This window comes from Hymenobacter psychrotolerans DSM 18569, from assembly GCF_900142395.1.
In the GTDB taxonomy this organism is placed as follows: Bacteria; Bacteroidota; Bacteroidia; order Cytophagales; family Hymenobacteraceae; genus Hymenobacter; species Hymenobacter psychrotolerans.
Genome location: NZ_FRAS01000022.1, coordinates 1 through 19,178 on the forward strand (window position 1 = coordinate 1; position 19,178 = coordinate 19,178).

General features: G+C 61.1%; 20 protein-coding genes. 8 read left to right on the forward strand and 12 right to left on the reverse strand.

Annotated features, from left to right (window positions below):
• The 3 genes from BUE15_RS16855 to BUE15_RS16865 form a co-directional block, all read right to left on the reverse strand.
• A partial coding sequence (locus BUE15_RS16855) for a transposase (protein ID WP_170865296.1) occupies window positions 1-221 on the reverse strand: 221 nt, incomplete at its 3' end.
• A 144-nt stretch (window positions 222-365) separates the two neighbouring features.
• Complete coding sequence (locus BUE15_RS16860; protein WP_073287756.1) at window positions 366-1,679, reverse strand: serine hydrolase domain-containing protein; 1,314 nt, start codon at window positions 1,677-1,679, stop codon at window positions 366-368.
• A gap of 65 nt (window positions 1,680-1,744) precedes the next feature.
• A complete protein-coding gene (locus tag BUE15_RS16865) occupies window positions 1,745-2,233 on the reverse strand; it encodes a hypothetical protein (RefSeq protein WP_073287758.1) in 489 nt (162 codons plus the stop codon).
• A 65-nt stretch (window positions 2,234-2,298) separates the two neighbouring features.
• Here BUE15_RS16865 and BUE15_RS16870 point away from each other — a divergent pair, with 65 nt between their 5' ends.
• The gene (locus BUE15_RS16870) at window positions 2,299-3,216 is read left to right on the forward strand and encodes a glutamate--tRNA ligase family protein (RefSeq protein WP_073287760.1); all 918 of its coding nucleotides are present in this window, start codon (window positions 2,299-2,301) and stop codon (window positions 3,214-3,216) included.
• A 24-nt stretch (window positions 3,217-3,240) separates the two neighbouring features.
• On the opposite strand, the gene BUE15_RS16875 is transcribed toward BUE15_RS16870, so the two are convergent.
• On the reverse strand, window positions 3,241-4,269 hold the full coding sequence (locus BUE15_RS16875; RefSeq protein ID WP_073287761.1) for a T9SS type A sorting domain-containing protein: 1,029 nt from the start codon (window positions 4,267-4,269) through the stop codon (window positions 3,241-3,243).
• A gap of 59 nt (window positions 4,270-4,328) precedes the next feature.
• Entirely contained in the window at window positions 4,329-5,015 is a 687-nt protein-coding gene (gene nfi, locus BUE15_RS16880) for a deoxyribonuclease V (protein ID WP_073287763.1), read from the reverse strand.
• A gap of 154 nt (window positions 5,016-5,169) precedes the next feature.
• Here nfi and BUE15_RS16885 point away from each other — a divergent pair, with 154 nt between their 5' ends.
• The 3 genes from BUE15_RS16885 to BUE15_RS16895 all read left to right on the forward strand — a co-directional run bounded on the left by BUE15_RS16885 (window position 5,170) and on the right by BUE15_RS16895 (window position 7,609).
• Complete coding sequence (locus BUE15_RS16885) at window positions 5,170-5,742, forward strand: DUF1990 family protein (protein ID WP_073287829.1); 573 nt, start codon at window positions 5,170-5,172, stop codon at window positions 5,740-5,742.
• Entirely contained in the window at window positions 5,735-6,463 is a 729-nt protein-coding gene (locus tag BUE15_RS16890; RefSeq protein ID WP_073287765.1) for a DUF1990 domain-containing protein, read from the forward strand. The genes BUE15_RS16885 and BUE15_RS16890 overlap by 8 nt, the downstream gene beginning before the upstream one ends.
• Window positions 6,464-6,568: 105 nt before the next feature.
• Window positions 6,569-7,609 (forward strand): NAD(P)-dependent alcohol dehydrogenase, encoded by a 1,041-nt coding sequence (locus tag BUE15_RS16895; RefSeq protein WP_073287766.1) that lies wholly within the window; start codon window positions 6,569-6,571, stop codon window positions 7,607-7,609.
• A 77-nt stretch (window positions 7,610-7,686) separates the two neighbouring features.
• On the opposite strand, the gene BUE15_RS16900 is transcribed toward BUE15_RS16895, so the two are convergent.
• Both BUE15_RS16900 and BUE15_RS16905 read right to left on the reverse strand, forming a co-directional pair.
• Window positions 7,687-8,160 carry a hypothetical protein gene (locus BUE15_RS16900; protein ID WP_073287768.1) on the reverse strand — a complete coding sequence of 158 codons (474 nt, stop codon included), beginning with the start codon at window positions 8,158-8,160 and terminating at the stop codon, window positions 7,687-7,689.
• A gap of 98 nt (window positions 8,161-8,258) precedes the next feature.
• Entirely contained in the window at window positions 8,259-8,960 is a 702-nt protein-coding gene (locus BUE15_RS16905) for a hypothetical protein (RefSeq protein ID WP_073287770.1), read from the reverse strand.
• Between the two features lie 120 nt (window positions 8,961-9,080).
• Between BUE15_RS16905 and BUE15_RS16910 the strand changes: the two genes are divergently transcribed.
• The gene (locus tag BUE15_RS16910) at window positions 9,081-9,638 is read left to right on the forward strand and encodes a DinB family protein (RefSeq protein WP_073287771.1); all 558 of its coding nucleotides are present in this window, start codon (window positions 9,081-9,083) and stop codon (window positions 9,636-9,638) included.
• Window positions 9,639-9,719: 81 nt separating this feature from the next.
• Window positions 9,720-10,583: an SDR family oxidoreductase gene (locus BUE15_RS16915; RefSeq protein ID WP_073287773.1), complete on the forward strand. Its 864-nt coding sequence runs from the start codon at window positions 9,720-9,722 to the stop codon at window positions 10,581-10,583.
• A 68-nt stretch (window positions 10,584-10,651) separates the two neighbouring features.
• On the opposite strand, the gene BUE15_RS16920 is transcribed toward BUE15_RS16915, so the two are convergent.
• A complete protein-coding gene (locus tag BUE15_RS16920; protein WP_139252369.1) occupies window positions 10,652-11,827 on the reverse strand; it encodes an outer membrane protein assembly factor BamB family protein in 1,176 nt (391 codons plus the stop codon).
• A gap of 154 nt (window positions 11,828-11,981) precedes the next feature.
• Here BUE15_RS16920 and msrB point away from each other — a divergent pair, with 154 nt between their 5' ends.
• Window positions 11,982-12,515, forward strand: a complete 534-nt coding sequence (gene msrB / locus BUE15_RS16925; RefSeq protein ID WP_084549138.1) for a peptide-methionine (R)-S-oxide reductase MsrB — start codon at window positions 11,982-11,984, stop codon at window positions 12,513-12,515.
• Between the two features lie 67 nt (window positions 12,516-12,582).
• Here msrB and BUE15_RS22220 read toward each other — a convergent pair whose 3' ends face one another.
• Window positions 12,583-12,753, reverse strand: a complete 171-nt coding sequence (locus tag BUE15_RS22220) for a hypothetical protein (RefSeq protein ID WP_211617682.1) — start codon at window positions 12,751-12,753, stop codon at window positions 12,583-12,585.
• Between the two features lie 44 nt (window positions 12,754-12,797).
• Here BUE15_RS22220 and BUE15_RS16930 point away from each other — a divergent pair, with 44 nt between their 5' ends.
• The gene (locus BUE15_RS16930; protein WP_139252370.1) at window positions 12,798-13,502 is read left to right on the forward strand and encodes a hypothetical protein; all 705 of its coding nucleotides are present in this window, start codon (window positions 12,798-12,800) and stop codon (window positions 13,500-13,502) included.
• A 126-nt stretch (window positions 13,503-13,628) separates the two neighbouring features.
• Here the strand turns inward: BUE15_RS16930 and BUE15_RS21715 are convergent, their stop codons facing one another.
• The 3 genes from BUE15_RS21715 to BUE15_RS16940 all read right to left on the reverse strand — a co-directional run bounded on the left by BUE15_RS21715 (window position 13,629) and on the right by BUE15_RS16940 (window position 19,024).
• Window positions 13,629-14,414 carry a hypothetical protein gene (locus BUE15_RS21715; protein ID WP_139252371.1) on the reverse strand — a complete coding sequence of 262 codons (786 nt, stop codon included), beginning with the start codon at window positions 14,412-14,414 and terminating at the stop codon, window positions 13,629-13,631.
• Between the two features lie 82 nt (window positions 14,415-14,496).
• Window positions 14,497-15,828 (reverse strand): NADP-dependent isocitrate dehydrogenase, encoded by a 1,332-nt coding sequence (gene icd, locus BUE15_RS16935; RefSeq protein ID WP_262987469.1) that lies wholly within the window; start codon window positions 15,826-15,828, stop codon window positions 14,497-14,499.
• A 106-nt stretch (window positions 15,829-15,934) separates the two neighbouring features.
• The gene (locus BUE15_RS16940; protein ID WP_244535968.1) at window positions 15,935-19,024 is read right to left on the reverse strand and encodes a M16 family metallopeptidase; all 3,090 of its coding nucleotides are present in this window, start codon (window positions 19,022-19,024) and stop codon (window positions 15,935-15,937) included.
• Between the last annotated feature and the right edge of the window lie 154 nt (window positions 19,025-19,178).

A 19,178-nucleotide genomic window follows, 5' to 3' on the forward strand; every position in this document is an offset into this window, starting at 1 on the left:
GGGCTGGGCGTTTTTTTTACCCGCTCGCGGGCTTCCAGCGTCAAACAACCACTCACGCGCTGCCAAGTGCCATCGGCGGTCCACTTGCCGAAATAATAGTACACCGTAGGCCAGGGAGGAAAGTCTGCCGGCACGTCGCGCCACACACAACCGTTTTTGAGCACGTAGAAGATGCCATTCACCACCGCGCGCAGCGGCCACTTACTCGTGCGCTGCACCACGAATAAGGGCGCTAACTTCCTCCACTGACGCTCCGTTAAGTCTGAACTATACCGCTTCTGCTGCATCAAGCAAAGCTAATCCCAGCTGATTAACTTAAACAGCTTCTTAGAGAAACGCCTTGCTATCGGCTGAAATCCAGCAAACTATTGCTTAATGAGTCGTTTGGCGGCCAGTACGCCGCCACGTGCATCCAGCCACTGTAGCAGGTAGAGGCCGGGGCGCAGGTCCACCACCGACACACTGCGCTGAGCGGCCGGCCACTGCTGCACCGGCCGGCCCAGCGCATCGAGCAGGCGCAGGTGACGGCTGCCCGGCACCGCGCCCACCGTCACCGATTCGGTGGCGGGGTTGGGGTAGAGTGTGGCAGCCGGGAAGGCAGGCCGCGCGGTAGCCAGCGGCCGGCAGTCGGTGGTGGCCGTCAGGTAGCGCCATAGTTGCGTATCGAAGGCGGAAGTAGCCAGCGCGGAATTATCGGCGGCGCGGCCCTGGCGCACTACCACCAGCCCTTGGCTGGGCACCACGTATATTTTCTGGTCGTTTTTGCCCAGGGCGGCTATCATATCGGTTGGGGCAGTGGGCACCAGCGGACCGTTGAACACCAGCTGCAGGCCGGGCAGCATATACGAGGGCTGGCCGTTCAGCCACCACAGGTAGCCGTAGCTGCGGTTGAGAGTCTGGGAAGGCGTGGTCATGCGCCGGAAGTATGCTGTGTCGCGCAGAATAGCCGTGCCGTTCCAGCTTCCCCGGGCCAGCATGAGCAGGCCGAAGCGCGCCATGTCGCGGGCCCGGCTGTAGTACACGTCGTTTATCCACAGCCCACCCATACCGATGCGGGAGGCCAGCCGCTGGTTGGTATACTGGTTGATGGTGAGGCCGCTGGCGCTGGCCAGCACGTCCTGGAGCAGGCGGTAGGGGCCGGTATGGTAGGCCCAGCGGGTACCCGCATCGGCGCGGTAGAGCAGGCAGCCGGACATCTGGCTTTCATTGTCGCAGGGCGCGGGCGGGTTGTCGTGGAGGCCGGTGGTCATCGTGAGCTGATGCCGGACAGTAATGAGGCGCTCCTTCACGGCCGGCGCTGAGGTCCAGCCCCGGCCCAGGTAGCGGGAGGTGCTGTCTGTCAGGTTGAGCAGACCATCCTGCTGCGCCAGGCCCACCAGCGTAGCCGTGAGCGACTTGCCGGCCGAAGCCCAGTACCAGCTGGAATCCTGCGTGTAGGTGCCGTAGTAGCGTTCCACTACCATGCGCCCGTCCTTCAGCACGATAAACGACTTGGTGCCTTTGCGGCCCAGAAAATTCAGCAGCGAATCGAGCTGAGGCTGGCACCAGCCCAGGGCTTGCGGCGTGGTGCTGGCCCACGCGGAGCCGGCCGCAGGGGGGAAGTAGAGCGGCTGCTGGCCCTGCGCGGGCCGCGCGGCCACGAGCAGGCAGAAAAGCAGGAAGAGGAGCAGGTGTTTCATGGGCAGCCACAAGTATAGCGGATGCTCTATGGATGCCCGAACGGGTGCCAGGTTTAATCTGCCTGCTAGCGCCGCAGGATTACCCCTTCCGTATCACCCGCATCCGCTATGGTCAGCACATTGTCGCGCTTGAATTTGCGGCGGCGCAGCTGGTTGCAGCCGCAGCAGCCGGAGCTTTCTTCATAGCTTAGCTCAATGTCCGTAATGTCGTATTGGCGCGATGCTGACGGCACCACAATGCGGTAGCTGAACTCAGTGCTGAACAGCACCACCCCCGATTCTTCGAAGCTGGAATAGGTGTACGGCGAATAGGTGGGCTGGCGGAGGGTATCCAGAGGCAGCAGGTAGTTGTTGAGCGTGTAGCGCACCACATAAGCCGAGCGGATTTCGCCGGGCTGAAAGCCGCCTTTGGCAGGTTCCGTTTCGAAGACGAAAGTCAGGCCTTCGTTGGGAGGGCAGGCGTCGCACTGAACAAAAACGCCGCAGCAGCCAGACAGCGCAAAAACCAGCAGCACAGTGGCCAGCAGCCTGATAGAAGTACGAATGCGCGGCATACACACAGCTGTAGAAAGTGAGACTAATGGCAGGGGGCGTAATTTGCCGGCTTCCCAATATAGTCATGTTACTTCCCGTTTCGGTGGTTTCGCGGCTGGCTCCCACGCCCAGCGGCTTTCTGCACCTCGGCAACGCCGTCAACTTCACGCTGACCTGGCTGCTTACGCGCCGGGCCGGCGGCACGCTGCACCTGCGCATCGACGACCTGGACCGGGCCCGGTTCCGGCCGGCGTATCTGGACAATATCTTCCGCACCCTGGAGTGGCTGCGTCTCGACTACGATGCCGGCCCTGCCGGCCCCGATGATTTCGAGCGCAACTACTCGCAGCTGCTGTACCTGCCCACCTACGAGGCGGCGCTGCAGGCTGCCCGGGCAGCGCACCCGCAGGCCTTCTACGCCTGCCGCTGCTCCCGCACCGACTTAGCGCGCACTGCTACTGCTCCCAATGGCCGCTACCCCGGCACCTGCCAGCAGCTGGCCTTGCCCCTGAGTACGCCCGAAACGGCCTGGCGGGCACGGGTACCGGCTGCCACCCAGATACGCTTCACGGATGTGCAGCAAGGCCCCCTGGCTGTACCGCTGGCCGAAGAGCTGGGTGATTTTGTGGTTCGCAAGAAAGACGGTGTAGCAGCCTATCAGGTGGCCTCAGTAGTAGATGATGTGCGTCTGGGCGTCAATCTGATAGTGCGCGGGCTGGACCTGCTGCCCAGTACTGCCGCGCAGCTGTGGCTGGCAGCGCAGTTGCCTGGTATGGCATCTTTTCAGCAAGCACAGTTTCTGCACCACGGCCTGCTGCTGGACACCGCCGGCCAGAAGCTCTCCAAATCCACGCAAACCGGGCAGCAGCGCGGCATTCTGGCTGAGGCCGGCTCGCCCGGGGTGGTATATGCGGCGGCGGCCCGGCTGCTGGGACTGCCGCAAACAGCGGAGGAGTCGCTGGGAAGCCTGCTGCAGGCCCTCAACGACTCCTCCGGGATATAGCGGCCGTAGCCGCAGTGCTCTGTGTTATTGCTTCAGCAGGCGTGCCCGGCTGCTGCCCTGCTCCGAGGTCATGGTGAGCAGATAAGTGCCGGCGGCCATGCCTTCCAGAGGCACCTGTAGCCACGTGCTGCCCACGGCGCTGCTGGCTTTCCAGACGCTGCGCCCCTGAATATCGGTCAGGACGAAAGTGGCGGGCTTTTTCAGAGAGGCAAACTCAGCCGTGGCCAGGCTGGAAGCCGGCACCGGACCTACGCGCAGCGCAAATTCCGGGGCCGCCGCCGTGGTGCCCAGCACCGATGAGCCTTCCAGATCGAAGGCCATATCCATGTTCACGATGGGGCCTACCGGCGTGCCTTCGTCCTGGATAGGGGCCCAAACGCCAGTGGAGCCGGCTTGCTGGGCGTTGGCTCCGGTAGTCTGGCGCAGCCCTGCCGTCGTGATGGGCACCATAAAGTGGGCCGTGGTGCCCGAGGTAGTGGTAGAATAGCTCACCCAGTACGTACCGGCCGGCAACGAAACCGGAGTAGGCAGCGTGGCTACTACCCGCCATATTCTGCGCGTGGTGCCGGTGGCTGCGGGCGTAGGATACAGCGAGTTGAAGATGCGGTACGACAGGGCATCGGTGCTGCTACTGAAGCGGTTGGTTACCAGGTCGCCGTAGACCACCTGCGAGGCCGGATTGGAAGGCGGGCCGTTCCAGATACGGATGTAGATGGCCGTGAAAGGAGACGTAGTGCCGGCAAACCCGGTCTGGTAGCCATACACGCCTACCGAGCTGATGTTCCAGCGCCGGCCGGCCGGCACGGTGAAATCGTCGGCCAGTTCAAACCCGCTGCTTTTCAGCGACGAGAAGCCGGCGTTGGCGTTGCTGATGGTCGTCACGCCATTATCGTTCTGCACTTCGCTCCAGGTGTAGCCGGTAGGAGCCACGGAGCCGTTTTTGGCGGTGGCCCCGGTCGTAAAGCTGCCGTTGGAGAATAGCTGTTGCGCCTGCAACTCGGCACCTGCCAGGCAGGCCGTGAGAGCAAACAGAAGGGTAGAGGTTTTTCTCATAGTGCTTAAAATGAGGATGAAAGATGGTCTAATATAGAATATTATATATGTGAAAGAATCTATTTCAATTCTTTTTTGAATTCCTCCGCCCAGTGGTCGGCCAGGCGGGTAGGCTCCGGGAGTTTGTAGCCGCGCAGGCAGGCCAGCGTGAGCTGCGTGGCCGTGGCCTGGTCGCAGCGGTGGCCGGGGCTCACGAACAGCGGATTTATCTTGTCTTTGGAGCGGATAACTTCGCCCAGCAGCTCCCCATTCTTATCGAGCAAGAGCGAAATGCTGCCTTTCGTGAGGGCCGGCTCCTGGTAAGTGCCGGTAAGTTTTTGCTTGGCTACGCCAAACGTGGGCACGTCCAGCAGCACCCCCAGGTGCGCGGCAATGCCCATCCGGCGCGGGTGCGCAATGCCGTGCCCGTCCACCATAATCACGTCGGGTTTCTGCTGCAGCTTTTCGTAGGCCAGCAGCAGGTTGGGGGCTTCGCGGAACGACAGCAGCCCCGGAATGTAGGGCAGCTCCACGGCGCTGGTGTGGTACACTTTCTCCACTACTTCCAGCGAAGGAAACCGCAGCAGCACAAACACCGACAGAATGGTGTCGGGCGTGGGAAACGATGAGTCGCAGCCGGCAATAAGCGCGGGTACCCGGGGCAGGGGCAGCAGGCGTACCTGGGCGCGCATCGTTTCCTGCAGGCGCGTCAGGTCACGGACAATGAGTGGGTCGGCGGGTGGGCCGGGCGGGCGGTAGTAAGCCATAACAGAGCAGATAAGAAAGCACTGCCGGGTGTACTGCCGGAAGGCCGGCCGGGTTGGGCGGGCCGGCGCGGCCACCAACGCGCCAAGCCCGGCGCTAACCCCGGCCGCGGCCGGCACGTTAGTGGCCTACACACCCCGCACTTCCTACAACGCTATGAGCAACAAACCCGAGCAACCCGCCCATACCGGCAGCGGCCCACACTTCGAGCGCCGCTACTGGGTTGATGTGCAGCACCCGCGCCAGCCGGCGGCGGCGCTTTTTCAGCATATCAAAGACAACATTCCGGACTACTCGCCGGATCTGCTGGCCGATTTCGAAAAATCGGAAGGACAGGAGCACCAGTTAAGTGTAGACGACGAGTTCAGCATCAAGATTCTGGGGCCCTGGAACGGCGACGTGCGGGTGTCGGAAATCGGGGACGACTACTTTGAGCTGGTGACGCTGGAAAGCCACCCCGAAGCGGGCCGGATCCGGTTTACGCTCTGCCCGCACGCCACACTGCCCGATACGCTGCGCTTCGAAATCCACTCCTGGGCCCGCTCCCGCGACGGGCTGGTGGCTTTCACCTACGACACGCTGGGCGTGGGCCGCCGGGTGCAGCAGCAGACCTGGGAAACGTTTTGCCAGCGCGTGGCCGAGCGCAGCGGCGGCCTGCAGCTGGGCCCGGTGCACGTAGAAACCGTAAAGCAGGCCGATTCTACCACCGAAGTCACGCAGGATGCCTAAGCCCACGCCCCTCTACGAGCTGCAGAAAGCCCGCCTCGAATCGTACACGCACGCCGGCTACAACTTCGACCTGGAGCGCACGCACGAGTACACCCGCGAAGCCGGCTGGAACGTGGACGACTACGAAACCGAGCTGCCGCTGGAAACGCCCGGCCCGCCCGAAGCGCACGGCTCCTGGGCCGCCGCCCGCGAGGTGCTGCGCAACTACACGTTTCCGCCGCCCGGCCTCATCACCGGCATCTTTCTGCCCGACCAGCCGCTGGAGGAGCGCGTGATGGTGCTGCGCGGCCGGTTTCTGCTGTTCACGTTCTGGTTTGGCGTCCGGATTGGGGGCGTCACGGACGAGCGGCACACCCTCGAAAACGGCCAGCAGGAGCAGGTGTGGGGCTACAACTACCGCACGCTGGAAGGCCATTTCGAGCGGGGCCAGATTGACTTTTCGGTTCATAAGAACCTCACCACCGGGCGCGTTGTGTTCCGGATTCATTCGTTTTCGCAGACCGGCCGCATCCGCAACCCGTTCTACTGGCTGGGCTTCAAGCTGTTTGGGCGCATGCTGCAGAAGCGTTTTTCCCGCGAATCGATGAAGCGGCTGAAGGCGCAGGTGGAGCAGATGCTGCGCAAAGGCTGGACCAGCCCCTCAGCGGCCGAAGCTCCGCCTGTGCAGCCCGCCGCCACCCACGACGCGGCCCAGCAGCAGATGGACAAAGCCACTTCCTGACGCCGTTCGGTTCAGGGAATCTGCTACAGCAGGGCCCGCACAAACTTTCTGCCTCCAACAGGGTTATTGACTTCCGATTTACCGAGCCTTCCTCAACCTAACTACATGACCGAATCTAAAGGCTATGCCGCTCCGGCGGCCCATGCTCCCCTTGCTCCGTTTGATTTCCAGCGCCGCGACGTTGGCCCGCACGATGTGCGCATTGAAATTCTGTTCTGCGGCGTCTGCCACTCCGATGTGCACCAAGTGCGCAACGAGTGGGGCGGCTCTATCTTTCCCATGGTGCCGGGCCACGAAATTGTGGGCCGCGTAACGGAAGTGGGCGCGCATGTCACCAGCTTCAAGCCCGGCGACCTGGCCGGCGTCGGCTGCCTCGTAGACTCCTGCCAGCACTGCGACGAGTGCGCCGAAGGCCTGGAGCAGTACTGCGACAATGGCTCGGTGGGCACCTACGGCGCCGTCGACAAAGACGGTTCCATCACCTACGGCGGCTACTCCAACAACATCGTCGTGACGGAGAAATTCGTGCTGCACGTATCCGAGAAGCTGGATCTGGCCCGCGTAGCGCCGCTGCTGTGCGCCGGTATCACCACCTGGTCGCCGCTGCGCCAGTGGAACGCCAAGGCCGGCGACCGGGTGGCCGTGATGGGCCTGGGCGGCCTGGGCCACATGGCTGTGAAATTTGCGGCCGCTATGGGCTGCGAAGTAACCGTGCTCAGCACCTCGCCTTCCAAGGAAGCCGACGCCAAAGCCCTCGGGGCCCACAAATTCGTGGTGACCAAGGACGCGGAGGCCATGAAGTCGGTGCGCAACTACTTCGACCTGATCATCAATACCGTGTCGGCCGCCATGGACCTGACGCCCTACATCAGCAGCCTGCGCCTCGATGGCACAATGGTGCTGCTGGGTGTGCCACCGGAAGCGCCGCAGCTGCATGCCTTCAACCTGATTGCCAAGCGCCGCCGCATTGCCGGCTCACTCATCGGCGGCATCAAGGAAACCCAGGAAATGCTGGATTTCTGTGCCGAAAACAACGTGATGAGCGACGTGGAAATCATCCGCATGGACTACATCAACGAAGCCTACGAGCGGATGATGAAGTCCGATGTGAAGTACCGCTTCGTGATTGATCTGGCTACTCTGTAAGCCGCACCAAGCCCGCAAAAGCCCGGTTTCCTGTCAGGAGGCCGGGCTTTTTTTGTGGTTCAAAGGAAGCTGCGGGCTTACTCCTTTTCCACCGGATACCGGAACGTACCTTCCAGCGTGAGGCGCTTGCCGCCGCGGCCCGCCTCGCACACCTGACAGGAGTAGGTGCCCATCAGCCAGTGGCGGCTGGCATTCACGCCCGTGATGGTGACGTTGCCGGTGTTCTGGCCGCAGGACTTGGAGTAGGCCGATACGGTGCCAAAGCGGTACGACGCGTCGCGGTTGCGGCCACTCAGGATTTCCTGGAAGCCATAGGTGCCGGCCTGGATGGGAAACCGGTCGATGATGATGGTGAGGCCCTCGCCGTCGGGGTCGTCGGCGCGCACGATGTTGAGGCGCAGGGCGCGGTCGGCGCCCAGAAAGAAGCGGGAGCTGCTGGTATCGGCCGCTACGGGCTGGCCGTTGATGCGCAGCGTGAGCAGCCGCGCCGACTCCGGCAGCGCAGCTTGCGCCCGCGCCGGCACGGCACCGGGCAGCAGGGGCAGAAGCAAAAGAGGCAACAAACGTTTCATCAGGCAAGCAGAACGCAGGAATCGGGCCGGAAGGTATAAAACCCGCGCGGCTATCCTGCCAGGGTGCTGCCGGAACACTACGCAGCCGGCTCGCGGGACGGGTCGCGCACGACCAGCGTGAGGGTGGTTTGCACGTAGTTGTTCATCTTCACCACCGGCGTTTTGCCCAGGTTGTCGAAGTCGCCGTTGATGTCGGTGAAGCTGATGACCTGCGTAAACAGCGGCTTGTCTTCCACCTCTTTCAGCAGATTGCCCACCACGGCGCCCAGCCGCAGAATGATTTCGGCGGTGCGGGCCGGGGCGCCGGCAATGGCCCCCACCACCTCGCCCACCAGGCTGCGGTAGTCGTCGGAGTCGCGGGCCTGGGCCAGTATGGCGGCCGTATCGCGCAGGCCCTTCTTGCTCTTGAGCACCGAGAGCAGCACGTGTACCTGCGAGGGTGCGGGGTCGGCCGGGTCCTGCTGCTTCCAGAGGTAGGCGGTTTTGTCCACGGGCACGTCTTCGCCGTCGTCGATGCGGGCAAAGCCGGAGAGCGTCAGGGCCTGCGGCTCGGGGTTGAGGTTGTCGAACACAACCAGCAGCAGATACACGTCGGCGAAGCCGGGGAAGGGCCAGACTTTGGGGGTGCGGTTGTCTTTGATGAACACGCGCGACAGGCGTACTTCCAGCCCCGTAACGGTGCTGGAGCTGCCAATACCGCGCATCTTCAGCACCCGGGCATTGGTGGCGGGCAGAGACACGGTATCTACAACGGCGTCGGAAAGCAGGTCGAGGGCCATAGCGGGAAGGGGAAAAGGTAGAGGGATACGGCTGCTACTGGGAAGATATTGGTTTTTGTGAATATAGTTGCAGTTGCCGCTGTTCCTAACCTGCAGGCCGCTCCGGCAGTTATACACCTCATGACAACGCCCTCCGTTCCACAACCCGAATACTGGCTGCGCGGCCCTCTGCCCGACGTGCCGCCGCTGCTGCAACCCGTGGCCCACGCGCTGCTGCAGGCCCGCGCCGAAGTGCAGGCCGCCCTCCACGACTTCCCCGACCATCTGCTGCCGGTACGGCCGGCCGGGGTGGCGTCGGTGGGGTTTCATCTGCGCCATTTGGCGGGCGTGCTCAGCCGCATGCAGTCCTACGCGCGCCACGAGCCGCTTTCCGAAGCCCAGTTCCGCTTCCTGGCCGCCGAAAAAGACGGGGCCACGCCGCCCGAAACCACCGCCGCGCTGGTGCAGCAGTTTGCGGAGGCCGTGGAGCAGATGCTGGCCACTCTGCGCACCACCCCCGAAGCCAGCCTGACCGAGTTCCGGCCGGTGGGACGGCAGGGGCTGCCCAGCACCGTCATCGGGCTGCTGGTGCACGCCGCCGAGCACACCACGCGCCACACCGGGCAGCTCCTCGTGACGGCGCGCGTAGTGCAGGCCGGGCACTCCACCTACGACACCGGAAACCCCTCCATTCACTAGCGCAGGGCTATACTCGGCTATACCCCCAGGTGCGGGCCCTCGTTGGAATAGGCTTGTATCATGTAGAGTACCCTAACCGCTATGGACAACAAACCAACGACCCTGCCCCCGCAGCACCAGGAGCAGCAGCCGGGCATAGAACAGCAGATGACGCCGCAGCCGGAGTACATCCGGCCCGGCTACAAAGGCGCCGACAAACTGGCCGGCAAAGTAGCCCTTATCACGGGCGGCGACTCCGGTATTGGCCGCTCGGTGGCGGTGCACTTCGCCCGCGAGGGGGCCGATGTGGCCATCACCTACATGCCCCACGAAGAGCAGGACGCTTACGAAACCCGGCAGCTGGTAGAAACCGAAGGCGGCCGCTGCCTCACGCTGCCCGGCGACCTGCGCGACCCGGAGTTCTGCCAACACATTGTAGATGAAACCGTGGAGCAGCTGGGCGGCCTCAACATTCTGGTGAACAATGCCGCCGAGCAGTTCGTGAGCAAAGACCTCACGGAGCTGCCCTACTCGCAGTTCGAGGATACGTTTCAGGTGAACTTCTTCTCGTTTGTGCGCGTGACGCAGGCCGCGCTGCCGCACCTGAAAGAAGGCGACTCCATCATCAATACGTCGTCGGTGAATGCGTACCGGGGCAATGAGCAGCTGGTGGATTATTCGGCGACCAAGGGGGCCATTACGGCCTTCACCCGCTCCATTGCCCAGCAGCTCGCCGGCAAGAAAATCAGGGCCAATACGGTGGCGCCGGGGCCTATCTGGACGCCGCTCATCCCGGCCAGCTTTCCGCCCGACAAAGTAGCCGCTTTCGGCAAGGACACCACCATGAAGCGCCCCGGCCAGCCTTCCGAGGTGGGCCCGTGCTACGTGTTCCTGGCCTCCGACGACGCTTCCTACATCACGGGACAGGCACTGCACCCCAACGGCGGCGAGGTACTCAATACCTAAGCCGATACAACTGGCACTAAAAAAGGGCACCCTACATAGGTGCCCTTTTTCGTGGAAGCGGGAGGAGTTCAGTTGGTGAGGTCGGGGTTGGTTTTGCGCAGCACCAGCTTGCCTTCCTCGCTGGAGCAAAGCAGCAGCTTGCCGTCGCGGGTGGTGGTGAAGCTGGCTACGGAGCCGTATGCTACCTGCGGGCGGGCCTGGCGCAGCTCTTCGGCGCCGGTAGCGGCATCGAGGCGCAGGACCAATGGATGCATCTTGGTGAGGGTGCCGGAGGAAGTGGTCAGGGCGCCTGCCAGCACCAGCTTACCGGCGTTCAGGCCCAGACGGGTGGAGAAGCCCTCGGTTGCGGGGTAGGAGCGTACAAACTGCTGCTGGCCGTTTGCGTCGGTTTTCAGGAGGCGGAGGGGGTTGAGCGAATTCGTATAGGAGATGCCGCTGGCCAGGGCGTAGCCGCCATCAGGGGTTTGTGCCACACTAACGGTAGCGCCAAACCCGGTGGCAGCAGTAGGGCGGCTCCATAGCACGCTGCCCTGCGCTGTAAGCTTGGTAAGCACGGGCTGCGGCTGACTGGCTGCGTTCTGCACGCTAGCTATAATAAAGTTGCCGTCGGTGGTAGGGCGAATGTCGGAAACTAGGCCGTAGGGCAGCGTGGTGGTGGAGGCCAGCGTGCCGGCCGCCGTGATGGTGTGCAGCCGGAAGCTCTGGTCGTTTTCGTTATCGACCAACAAAAAGCCGCCGTCGGCTGTGGAAGCCACCCGGCAGGTCGAGACGAAAATCCGGTCGGGGAAGGCGAGGGTCCAGAGGACGGCCCCGGTAGCGGCGTTGAGCTTGGTTAGGCGTGGCTCGTATATGTTAGCGGAGAGCAACGTTTTTGCAGTGAAGACGACGTTGCCATCCGAAGTGGGCAGGCACTGATAGCCGACGCCATAGTGAGGGGCGGTTCCAAACAGGTAGCGACGGGTCCAGAGCGTGTCGCCGGCGGCGGTGAGCTTAATGCCCACCGGCCGATCCACCAGCGGGGACACGGATATTTCGGCAGTAGCCAGCACAAACAGGCTGCCGTCGGTTAGCTCAGCTACGTCACTGGGTGAGCGGTAGCTGGCGGGCAGGGGCACGGTTTTCTCGAACGTGGCCAGCTCCGGGGTAGCCGGGGTGGCGGGCGTCTCGTCGTGTTTGGAGCAGGCGGTGGCCAGGGCCAGCAACGAGAGCAGCGCCATGCGCCGCAAGGGTAGCATACGAATCATAGAGGGGAATAAGAGTAGAAGCGAAAATACACATTAAACCAGACCATGCCGGAATATTGTGGGCTGCCGCGCAGAAACCGGGGGTAGCTGGCTCCTAATTTGAACCGACCGGTGGCGCTGCTTCGTAGGGTAGGCACACCTTCTTTCTCTGTGTATGTTTTCTCGTATTACGGGGCTGCTGCTGGCCGCCACCTGTGCGTGGTCGGCGCAGGCCCAGACCAGGCCGCAGCCCAAGCCCGCCAACCCTTATTATTCGCGCACCGATACCACCCGCCTGCGCCTCACCGATGCCCAGTGGCAGAAAGTGCTGACACCCGACGTGTACCGCGTGGCCCGTGGCAAAGGCACCGAGCCGTCCTTCACGGGCACGCTCTGGAACGCCACCGCCCGCGGCACCTACTACTGCGGCGCCTGCGGCAACGCCCTGTTTCGCTCCGATGCCAAGTTTGCCAGTGACTGCGGCTGGCCCAGCTTTTTCGAGCCGCTGCGCCGCACCGCCGTGCGCTACGAGGCCGACCACACCCACGGCATGGAGCGCACCGAAGTGCTCTGCGGCCGCTGCGACACCCACCTGGGCCACATTTTCAACGACGGCCCGCCGCCCACCGGCCAGCGCTACTGCATGAATTCCATCGTGCTGGATTTCGTGCCCGGCAAAACGTCGGCCTTCGGGGTGCTGGGCCGCTAGGGGGCGGCCGGGAAGTCGTTGGGCACGGCCCGGAAACCATTGGGCACTGCCCGGGAGTCGTTGGGCACTACCCGGAAACCGTTGGGCACTGCCCGGAAGCGTTGGGCTCAGCCCGGAAGTGTTTGGGCACAGTCTGGAAGTCGTTGGGCACAGCCCGGAAGTGTTTGGGCACTATCCGGAAATCGTTGGGCACGGTCTGGAAATCGTTGGGAAATGCTGAGGAGTATGTGCAAGTCATTTTGCTATATTACCCGAATCATTTACCCTCTTATTCATTGCCTTATGGACCGATTGACGCGTGAATTTCATTGCCGGATTGATGAACTGGTGCCGCTGGCGCGGCTGCTACGCGTGAGCTACGTGCGCGACCAGGCCGACTTTCAGGAATTGTTGCCCGAGGACTATACTACCGCCTTCCTCAGCGGCTATGATGCCCACGTAGCGGCGGCCGATGCGCTGGAGGCTACCTCGGTGCAGATTGCCAGGCGCATGGTGTTCACGGAGCGCATTGAGGCCGTGTACAAGGAGCTGCCCCGGACGCTGGATTTTCTGGAGGCCCGCGTGCGGCGCGCCACCCCGCTCACGGTGCCCGCCGACCGGTTTGGGCTGGAGCAGGCCCGCCGTGCCCGCAACAACGACGACCACTCGGGCCTGGAAGCGGCCCTCAAAACGCTGCTCCAGAACATTGAGGCCAACAAGGCGGCCCTGACGGCCAAGGGCCAGAAGCCCGCCGACACCCAGCAGCTGCAGGACCTCTACGAGGCGCTGGTGAAGGACACCACCAGCCAGGGCAGCCAGATGAGCGCCCAGAAGGGCAACACCGAGGAAAATATGACGGTGCTCAACGCTCTCTACGAGCAGATGATGCACCTCTTCAACGATGGCAAAGCCCTCTACGCCCGCTCCGACAAGGCCAAAGCGGAGGACTACACCTTCAAGCAGCTGCTGAAGCGCGTGCGCCGCGAACGAAAAGCCGATCAGGCGTAAGCTGCTTGATTGAAAATGAAACAGGGCACCCATCGGGTGCCCTGTTTTTGTGTTGTCTTATCCGAGCGAATGCGGGGCATAACTTGTGCCGACCTGTGGAGGTGCAGCCTACATTTCAGGGACTGGTCACGAGTTATTCTGTGATAAACTTGCGCTAGTTTGGGGGGAATGATACTCAATGAGGTCTGGTTCATAATAGTTTATATATGTCATTACTGATGAAATTGAATCCTTGTAATTGAAATCTAAAGCTAAATTGAATAGGTGGCCATATGGTGCTGGATCGGGTGAGTTCTTTGTGTGAATTATTTCATCACGACATTCTTTTAATTTTAAAATATAGTTGTATTCCTGAGGCATTTCAATGTGAAATATTTTCCCTTTTATTTCGGGAATTATACTTTTGATTTTCTCCTCAAATTTTGCAAATCTCTGAATCTGTTTTTGATCAAGTATTTCTGTTTGAGTATTCTTGATTCTTTTATACTTATAATCAATGGGGATGGATATATTCATAAACGACTCTATAGTATTATACAAAAATGTGGTGTATGCAGTCATATAACTGAAAAATACATATAAAGCATTCAATTGACTATTAACGTTAGGTTGAGAAGATTCTAAGTGTTCAAAAAGATGTCTTCTACTTTCTTCCACGCGTTGATAAAATGATTGAGCTGCATTAAAATATAGAACTACTGGGTGTGGTTCAGGTATTGTTATATAAGTAGTGCTTTTCTGTTTTTTGTGAACGAATCCTCTGATTCTAGTTCCTTTGCTAGTCGTGATAATAGCATGCATATTTCTTGTATTCGGTGGGGAGGAAAGCGAAGGAACCGCCTTTGCATTTATGGGTGTAATAGACCCTGATCCTTCTTCGCGATACAAAAATTTTATTTTAATGGGTTGCATTTTTGAATAGTTAAACAAAACCCCGCGCCAGCTTTGCAGCCAACGCGGGGTTTTCTGTGGTTGATTGGCTACTGCCAAGCTACTACATCCGGTTGATAATCTCGTCGCCGAATTCGGAGGTTTTCAGGAGGGTGGCGCCTTCCATCAGGCGTTCGAAGTCGTAGGTGACGCGCTTGGCGGCAATGGCGGCTTCGAGGCCGTTGTAGATGAGGTCGGCGGCTTCCTGCCAGCCCAGGTGCTCCAGCATGAGGGCCCCGGAGAGGATAACCGAGCCGGGATTCACTTTGTCCTGGTTGGCGTACTTGGGCGCGGTGCCGTGGGTAGCCTCAAAAATGGCGTGGCCGGTGAGATAGTTGATGTTGGCCCCGGGCGCAATGCCGATACCGCCCACAATGGCGGCCAGCGCGTCGGAGATGTAGTCGCCGTTCAGGTTGAGGGTGGCTACCACCGAGTACTCGGCGGGGCGGAGCAGAATCTGCTGCAGGAAGGCATCGGCGATGCTGTCCTTGATGAGGATTTTGCCGCCGTCGAGGGCTGCTTTCTGCTGGGCGTCGGCTACTTCCTGGCCCTGCTTGGCCAGCACCTTGTCGTACTGGCTCCAGGTGTACACTTTGTCGCCGAATTCCTTTTCGGCCAGCTCGTAGCCCCAGGTTTTGAAGGCACCCTCCGTGAACTTCATGATGTTGCCTTTGTGCACGATGGTCACGGAAGGCTTCTTGTGCTCGAGGGCGTACTTGATGGCCGCGCGCACCAGCCGCTCGGTGCCCTCTTTCGAGACGGGCTTGATGCCGAACGAGGAGGTTTCGGGGAAGCGGATTTTCTTCACGCCCATCTCATCCTGCAGGAATTCCAGCATTTTCTGGGCCTGCGGCGTGCCGTTCATGTACTCGATGCCGGCGTAGATGTCTTCGGTGTTTTCGCGGAAGATGACCATGTCGGTCAGCTCGGGGTGGCGCACGGGCGAGGGCACGCCCTCAAACCAGCGTACGGGGCGCACGCAGGCGTAGAGGTCGAGCTCCTGGCGCAGGGCCACGTTGAGGCTCCGGATGCCGCCGCCCACGGGCGTGGTCAGGGGGCCTTTGATGCCCACCAGGTATTCGCGGAAGGCGTCGAGGGTTTCGTTGGGCAGCCAGTTGTTTACTTGCTTGAAGGCCTTTTCACCAGCCAGTACCTCTTTCCACACCAGCTTGCGCGCCCCGCCGTAGGCTTTTTCTACGGCTGCATTGAAGACGCGCACGGAGGCCGCCCAGATGTCCGGACCCGTACCGTCGCCTTCGATGAAAGGAATGGTCGGTTGGTCAGGCACATTGAGTTTGCCGTTCTTGATGGTGATTTTCTGTTCTGCCATTGTTGAAGGTACTTTGGGCTGTATGTTATTAGTAGTAGTTGAGAGGGCCGGTCCTTCGCCCGTCATCCTGAGCGAAGGAAGGACCTTCTCACGCTGGAAGGGTGATTGAACGAGTCGTTCTAACGTGAGAAGGTCCTTCGCTTCGCTCAGGATGACAGGCGCAAGTGCGGCGTCAATACCCGAAAATTTCTTTCAGGGTGAGCTGCTGGACCTGGCCGTACTTGGCCAGCTCCTTGAAATTGAGGCGGTCTTTGGATCCTATAACAAGGATAGTCTGGTTCTGGCCTTTCACGCGGGCCTGCTGGAACTTCTGCAGGTCCTGGAAGCTCATGTTGGGCGTCTGCTCGTACACGTCGCGGCGCAGGTCGTAGTCGAGGCCGAGGCGGCGGGCCCGCTCGTAGCTGAGCAGGATGTCGGACTTGGTGATGCGCTCCGTGGCGATGCTGTTGCGGATGGCGTTCTTGGCGATTTGCAGGTTGGCTTCGGCCACGGGCATGTCGTTGAGCAGGGTGTTCATGCCGGCCATGGCCTCGGGCAGCTTATCACTCTGCGTGCCGATGTAGCTGAGGTTGTAGGAGCTGCGGCCGGCCTTGTCGGCGTTGGCGTAGCGCGACGAGGCCGAGTAGGCCAGGGCCTTGCTCTCGCGCAGCTCCTGAAACACGATGCTGCCCATGCTGCCGCCGAAGTACTCGTTGTAGAGGCTGGTGGTCGGCACAATGCTCTTATCGTACACGGCGCCCTTGGTCAGGAACAGGATTTCGGCCTGCACCATATTGTAGTCCACCCAATAGACCTTGCGCTGGTTCATGGGTTGCTCGGCGAAGTCCTTAGCCGCTGGGGTAGGGGTGAGCGGAAGAGCAAATTCAATGTGATTCTTTTTATTCTCTGCAATCCTTTCCTTGGTTAACTGCGCTACAGGAACACCATGTAAATATCCAAGCTCTTCTGCCACACCTATTACTCGAGGATATTCAATAACATTTTCAGCCCCTTCGCGCCGAAAATCGCGGCTTTCAAGTGGCCGCGGCCCGTAGTACAGCACGCGGTGCTGGTAGGTGGGGATGGTTTTGATGGTAGCGGTGAGCTGCTCGGGTTTCAGGGCCTTCAGCTCTTTCTCGCTCAGCTGCGTGGTGAAGGGGTTTTTGGGGCCGTACTTGGCGAAATTGACCATGGCCTGGCTCAGAATCACCTGCTTATTGAGCTTGGCATCCTGGCGCGACTTCAGCACGCCGGCCACCATGTTCCTGAGGGCGGCGGCGTCGGGCTTGGGCGCGGCCAGCAGGCTTTCAAACAGCTGCAGCGCCGGCTCGAAGTTGGCGTCGAGGCCGGAGAGGCTGACGGTGGTGCGGTCCTGCCCGCTCTGCACCGCGAAGGAGCAGCCCAGCTTGTAGAACTCCTGCTGCAGCTGCGCGGCCGTGTATTTGTCGGTGCCCAGGTACTGCAGGTAGTCGGTGGCGAGGCCCAGCCTGGGGTCGTTGTTGGTGCCCAGGTCGAGCACGTAGAACAGGTTGAAGAGGTTGTTTTCGGTGTTGCGGGTATAGTACACCGGCACGCCCGAAGCCAGCTTCACTTCCTGAATGTCCTTCTTGTAATCCACGAAAACCGGCTGCAGCTCGGGGCTGCTCAGGCCGGTTACCTGCTTGTAGAAGTCGGAGGCTACTTCGCGGTTCACGGGCACCGGCGTAATGGCCGGCTTCACCACTTTCACGGCGTTGGGGTCTTTGCCGGTGCGCTTGTAGATGGCCGCGTAGCCGGGGCCGTAGTACTGCTGGGCCACGCGCATCACCTCTTCCTTCGTGATGGTGCCGAAGTCGTTGATCTGCTTCAGATAGTCTTTCCAGTCGGTGCGGGCCACGAAAGCCGCCACGAAAGCACCGGCGCGGGACTCGTTGCTTTCGTAGCTTTTGGTGCGCTGCAGCTGCTCGTTGTTGATGATGGCCGGAATCAGCCAGTCGGGGAAGTCGCCCTTCTTCACCTTATCGAGCTGAGCGAGCAGCAGGTCGCGCACTTCTTCCAGCTTCTGGCCCTGGCGGGGCGTGGCGTAGAGGATGTGCGAGGAATAGTCGTTGTTGATGTCGGTGAACGAGGCGGCCTGCAACACTTTCTGCTGCTGGTTCAGGTTCAGGTCAATCAGGCCAGCCTGCCCGTTGCTCAGGATTTTATCCACCATGCGCAGCACCAGCGCCTCGCGGCTGGTCGTGCCGGGAAAGCGGAAGCCGAGCATCACGTTTTCGGCATCGGGGCCCACAATCTGCGTCACGAGGGGCGCCGTGAGGGGGGCTTCCTGGGCGGCCGTGAAGGCCGGCACCGGCTTGCTCTGCAGCTTGCCGAAGTACTGGTCGATGAGGCGAATGGTCTGGTCGTAGTCCAGGTCGCCGGAGAGGCACAGGGCCACGTTGTTGGGCACGTAGTACTTCTCGAAATACCGCTTAATCTCCGTGATAGACGGGTTCTGCAGGTGCTCGATGGTGCCGATGGTGGTTTGGGTGCCGTACTCGTGCTTCTGGTAGAGGCTGCGGTTCAGGGCCTCGTATTCTTTGTTGAAGTCGTTGTCGAGGCCCCGGTTTTTCTCTTCGTACACGGCTTCCAGCTCGGTGTGGAATAGGCGCGGCACCAGTTCCCCCAGCCGCTCGGCCTGAATGGCGGCCCACTTCTCCAGCTGGTTGCTCGGAATGTCTTCCTGGTACACCGTCTGCTCCACGGACGTGTAGGCGTTGGAGCCCTTGGCCCCGATGGCGCCCATCACCTTGTCGTACTCATTGGCCACGGCGTATTTGGCCGCCACGCTGGAAATCGAGTCAATCTGATGGTAGGTGCGCTTGCGGGCGGCGGGGTCGTTGCGCTGGGCGCGGTACTGCTCGTAGAGGGCCTCAATCTTGTCCAGCTCGGCTTTTTCGGCGGTCCAGTTCTGGGTGCCCAGCTTCGAGGTGCCCTTGAACACCATGTGCTCGAGGTAGTGCGCGAGGCCGGTGGCGGTGCTGGGGTCGTTTTTGGAGCCGGCGCGCACGGCCAGGTAGGTCTGGATGCGCGGCGCGTCGTCGTAGTCCGATAGGTAAACGGTCAGGCCGTTGTCCAGGGTGTAGATGCGGGCTTTGAGCGGGTCGCCTTCTACGGTCTGGTAGGTGTACTCTTTCTGCTTGGCGGCTTCGGGGCTGGCGGCCGGGGCGGTAGCTGCTGCCGAAGTGGCGGGCTTACTGGTCTGGCATTGGGTAAGACCGAGCGTGGCCAGAGCCGGAATAAGGAGCAGAAGGGGTTTTTTCACAGGGAAACCAGCGCGGGCAGCAGAACAGAACAGAATAAGGAGTCAAAGATAGGCGGCCCCCCCGGGAATAAAAAGCTCCGCCGGGCCCCTGCGGCCGCGAAGTGCGGAAAAATGCTTATGAAGACCCGCGGCTGTCTGCTCGTATGTGGGGCTG

What these genes read in the sequence shown, in the direction of transcription:
- BUE15_RS22220 (WP_211617682.1), bottom strand. Translation starts at nt 12,753, where the DNA reads ATGACTTGCACATACTCCTCAGCATTTCCCAACGATTTCCAGACCGTG.
- BUE15_RS16865 (WP_073287758.1), bottom strand. Translation starts at nt 2,233, where the DNA reads ATGCCGCGCATTCGTACTTCTATCAGGCTGCTGGCCACTGTGCTGCTG.
- BUE15_RS16895 (WP_073287766.1), top strand. Translation starts at nt 6,569, where the DNA reads ATGACCGAATCTAAAGGCTATGCCGCTCCGGCGGCCCATGCTCCCCTT.
- BUE15_RS16890 (WP_073287765.1), top strand. Translation starts at nt 5,735, where the DNA reads ATGCCTAAGCCCACGCCCCTCTACGAGCTGCAGAAAGCCCGCCTCGAA.
- BUE15_RS16860 (WP_073287756.1), bottom strand. Translation starts at nt 1,679, where the DNA reads ATGAAACACCTGCTCCTCTTCCTGCTTTTCTGCCTGCTCGTGGCCGCG.
- BUE15_RS21715 (WP_139252371.1), bottom strand. Translation starts at nt 14,414, where the DNA reads ATGCAACCCATTAAAATAAAATTTTTGTATCGCGAAGAAGGATCAGGG.
- nfi (WP_073287763.1), bottom strand. Translation starts at nt 5,015, where the DNA reads ATGGCTTACTACCGCCCGCCCGGCCCACCCGCCGACCCACTCATTGTC.
- icd (WP_262987469.1), bottom strand. Translation starts at nt 15,828, where the DNA reads ATGACGGGCGAAGGACCGGCCCTCTCAACTACTACTAATAACATACAG.
- BUE15_RS16920 (WP_139252369.1), bottom strand. Translation starts at nt 11,827, where the DNA reads ATGATTCGTATGCTACCCTTGCGGCGCATGGCGCTGCTCTCGTTGCTG.
- msrB (WP_084549138.1), top strand. Translation starts at nt 11,982, where the DNA reads ATGTTTTCTCGTATTACGGGGCTGCTGCTGGCCGCCACCTGTGCGTGG.
- BUE15_RS16930 (WP_139252370.1), top strand. Translation starts at nt 12,798, where the DNA reads ATGGACCGATTGACGCGTGAATTTCATTGCCGGATTGATGAACTGGTG.
- BUE15_RS16875 (WP_073287761.1), bottom strand. Translation starts at nt 4,269, where the DNA reads ATGAGAAAAACCTCTACCCTTCTGTTTGCTCTCACGGCCTGCCTGGCA.
- BUE15_RS16915 (WP_073287773.1), top strand. Translation starts at nt 9,720, where the DNA reads ATGGACAACAAACCAACGACCCTGCCCCCGCAGCACCAGGAGCAGCAG.
- BUE15_RS16905 (WP_073287770.1), bottom strand. Translation starts at nt 8,960, where the DNA reads ATGGCCCTCGACCTGCTTTCCGACGCCGTTGTAGATACCGTGTCTCTG.
- BUE15_RS16870 (WP_073287760.1), top strand. Translation starts at nt 2,299, where the DNA reads ATGTTACTTCCCGTTTCGGTGGTTTCGCGGCTGGCTCCCACGCCCAGC.
- BUE15_RS16885 (WP_073287829.1), top strand. Translation starts at nt 5,170, where the DNA reads ATGAGCAACAAACCCGAGCAACCCGCCCATACCGGCAGCGGCCCACAC.
- BUE15_RS16910 (WP_073287771.1), top strand. Translation starts at nt 9,081, where the DNA reads ATGACAACGCCCTCCGTTCCACAACCCGAATACTGGCTGCGCGGCCCT.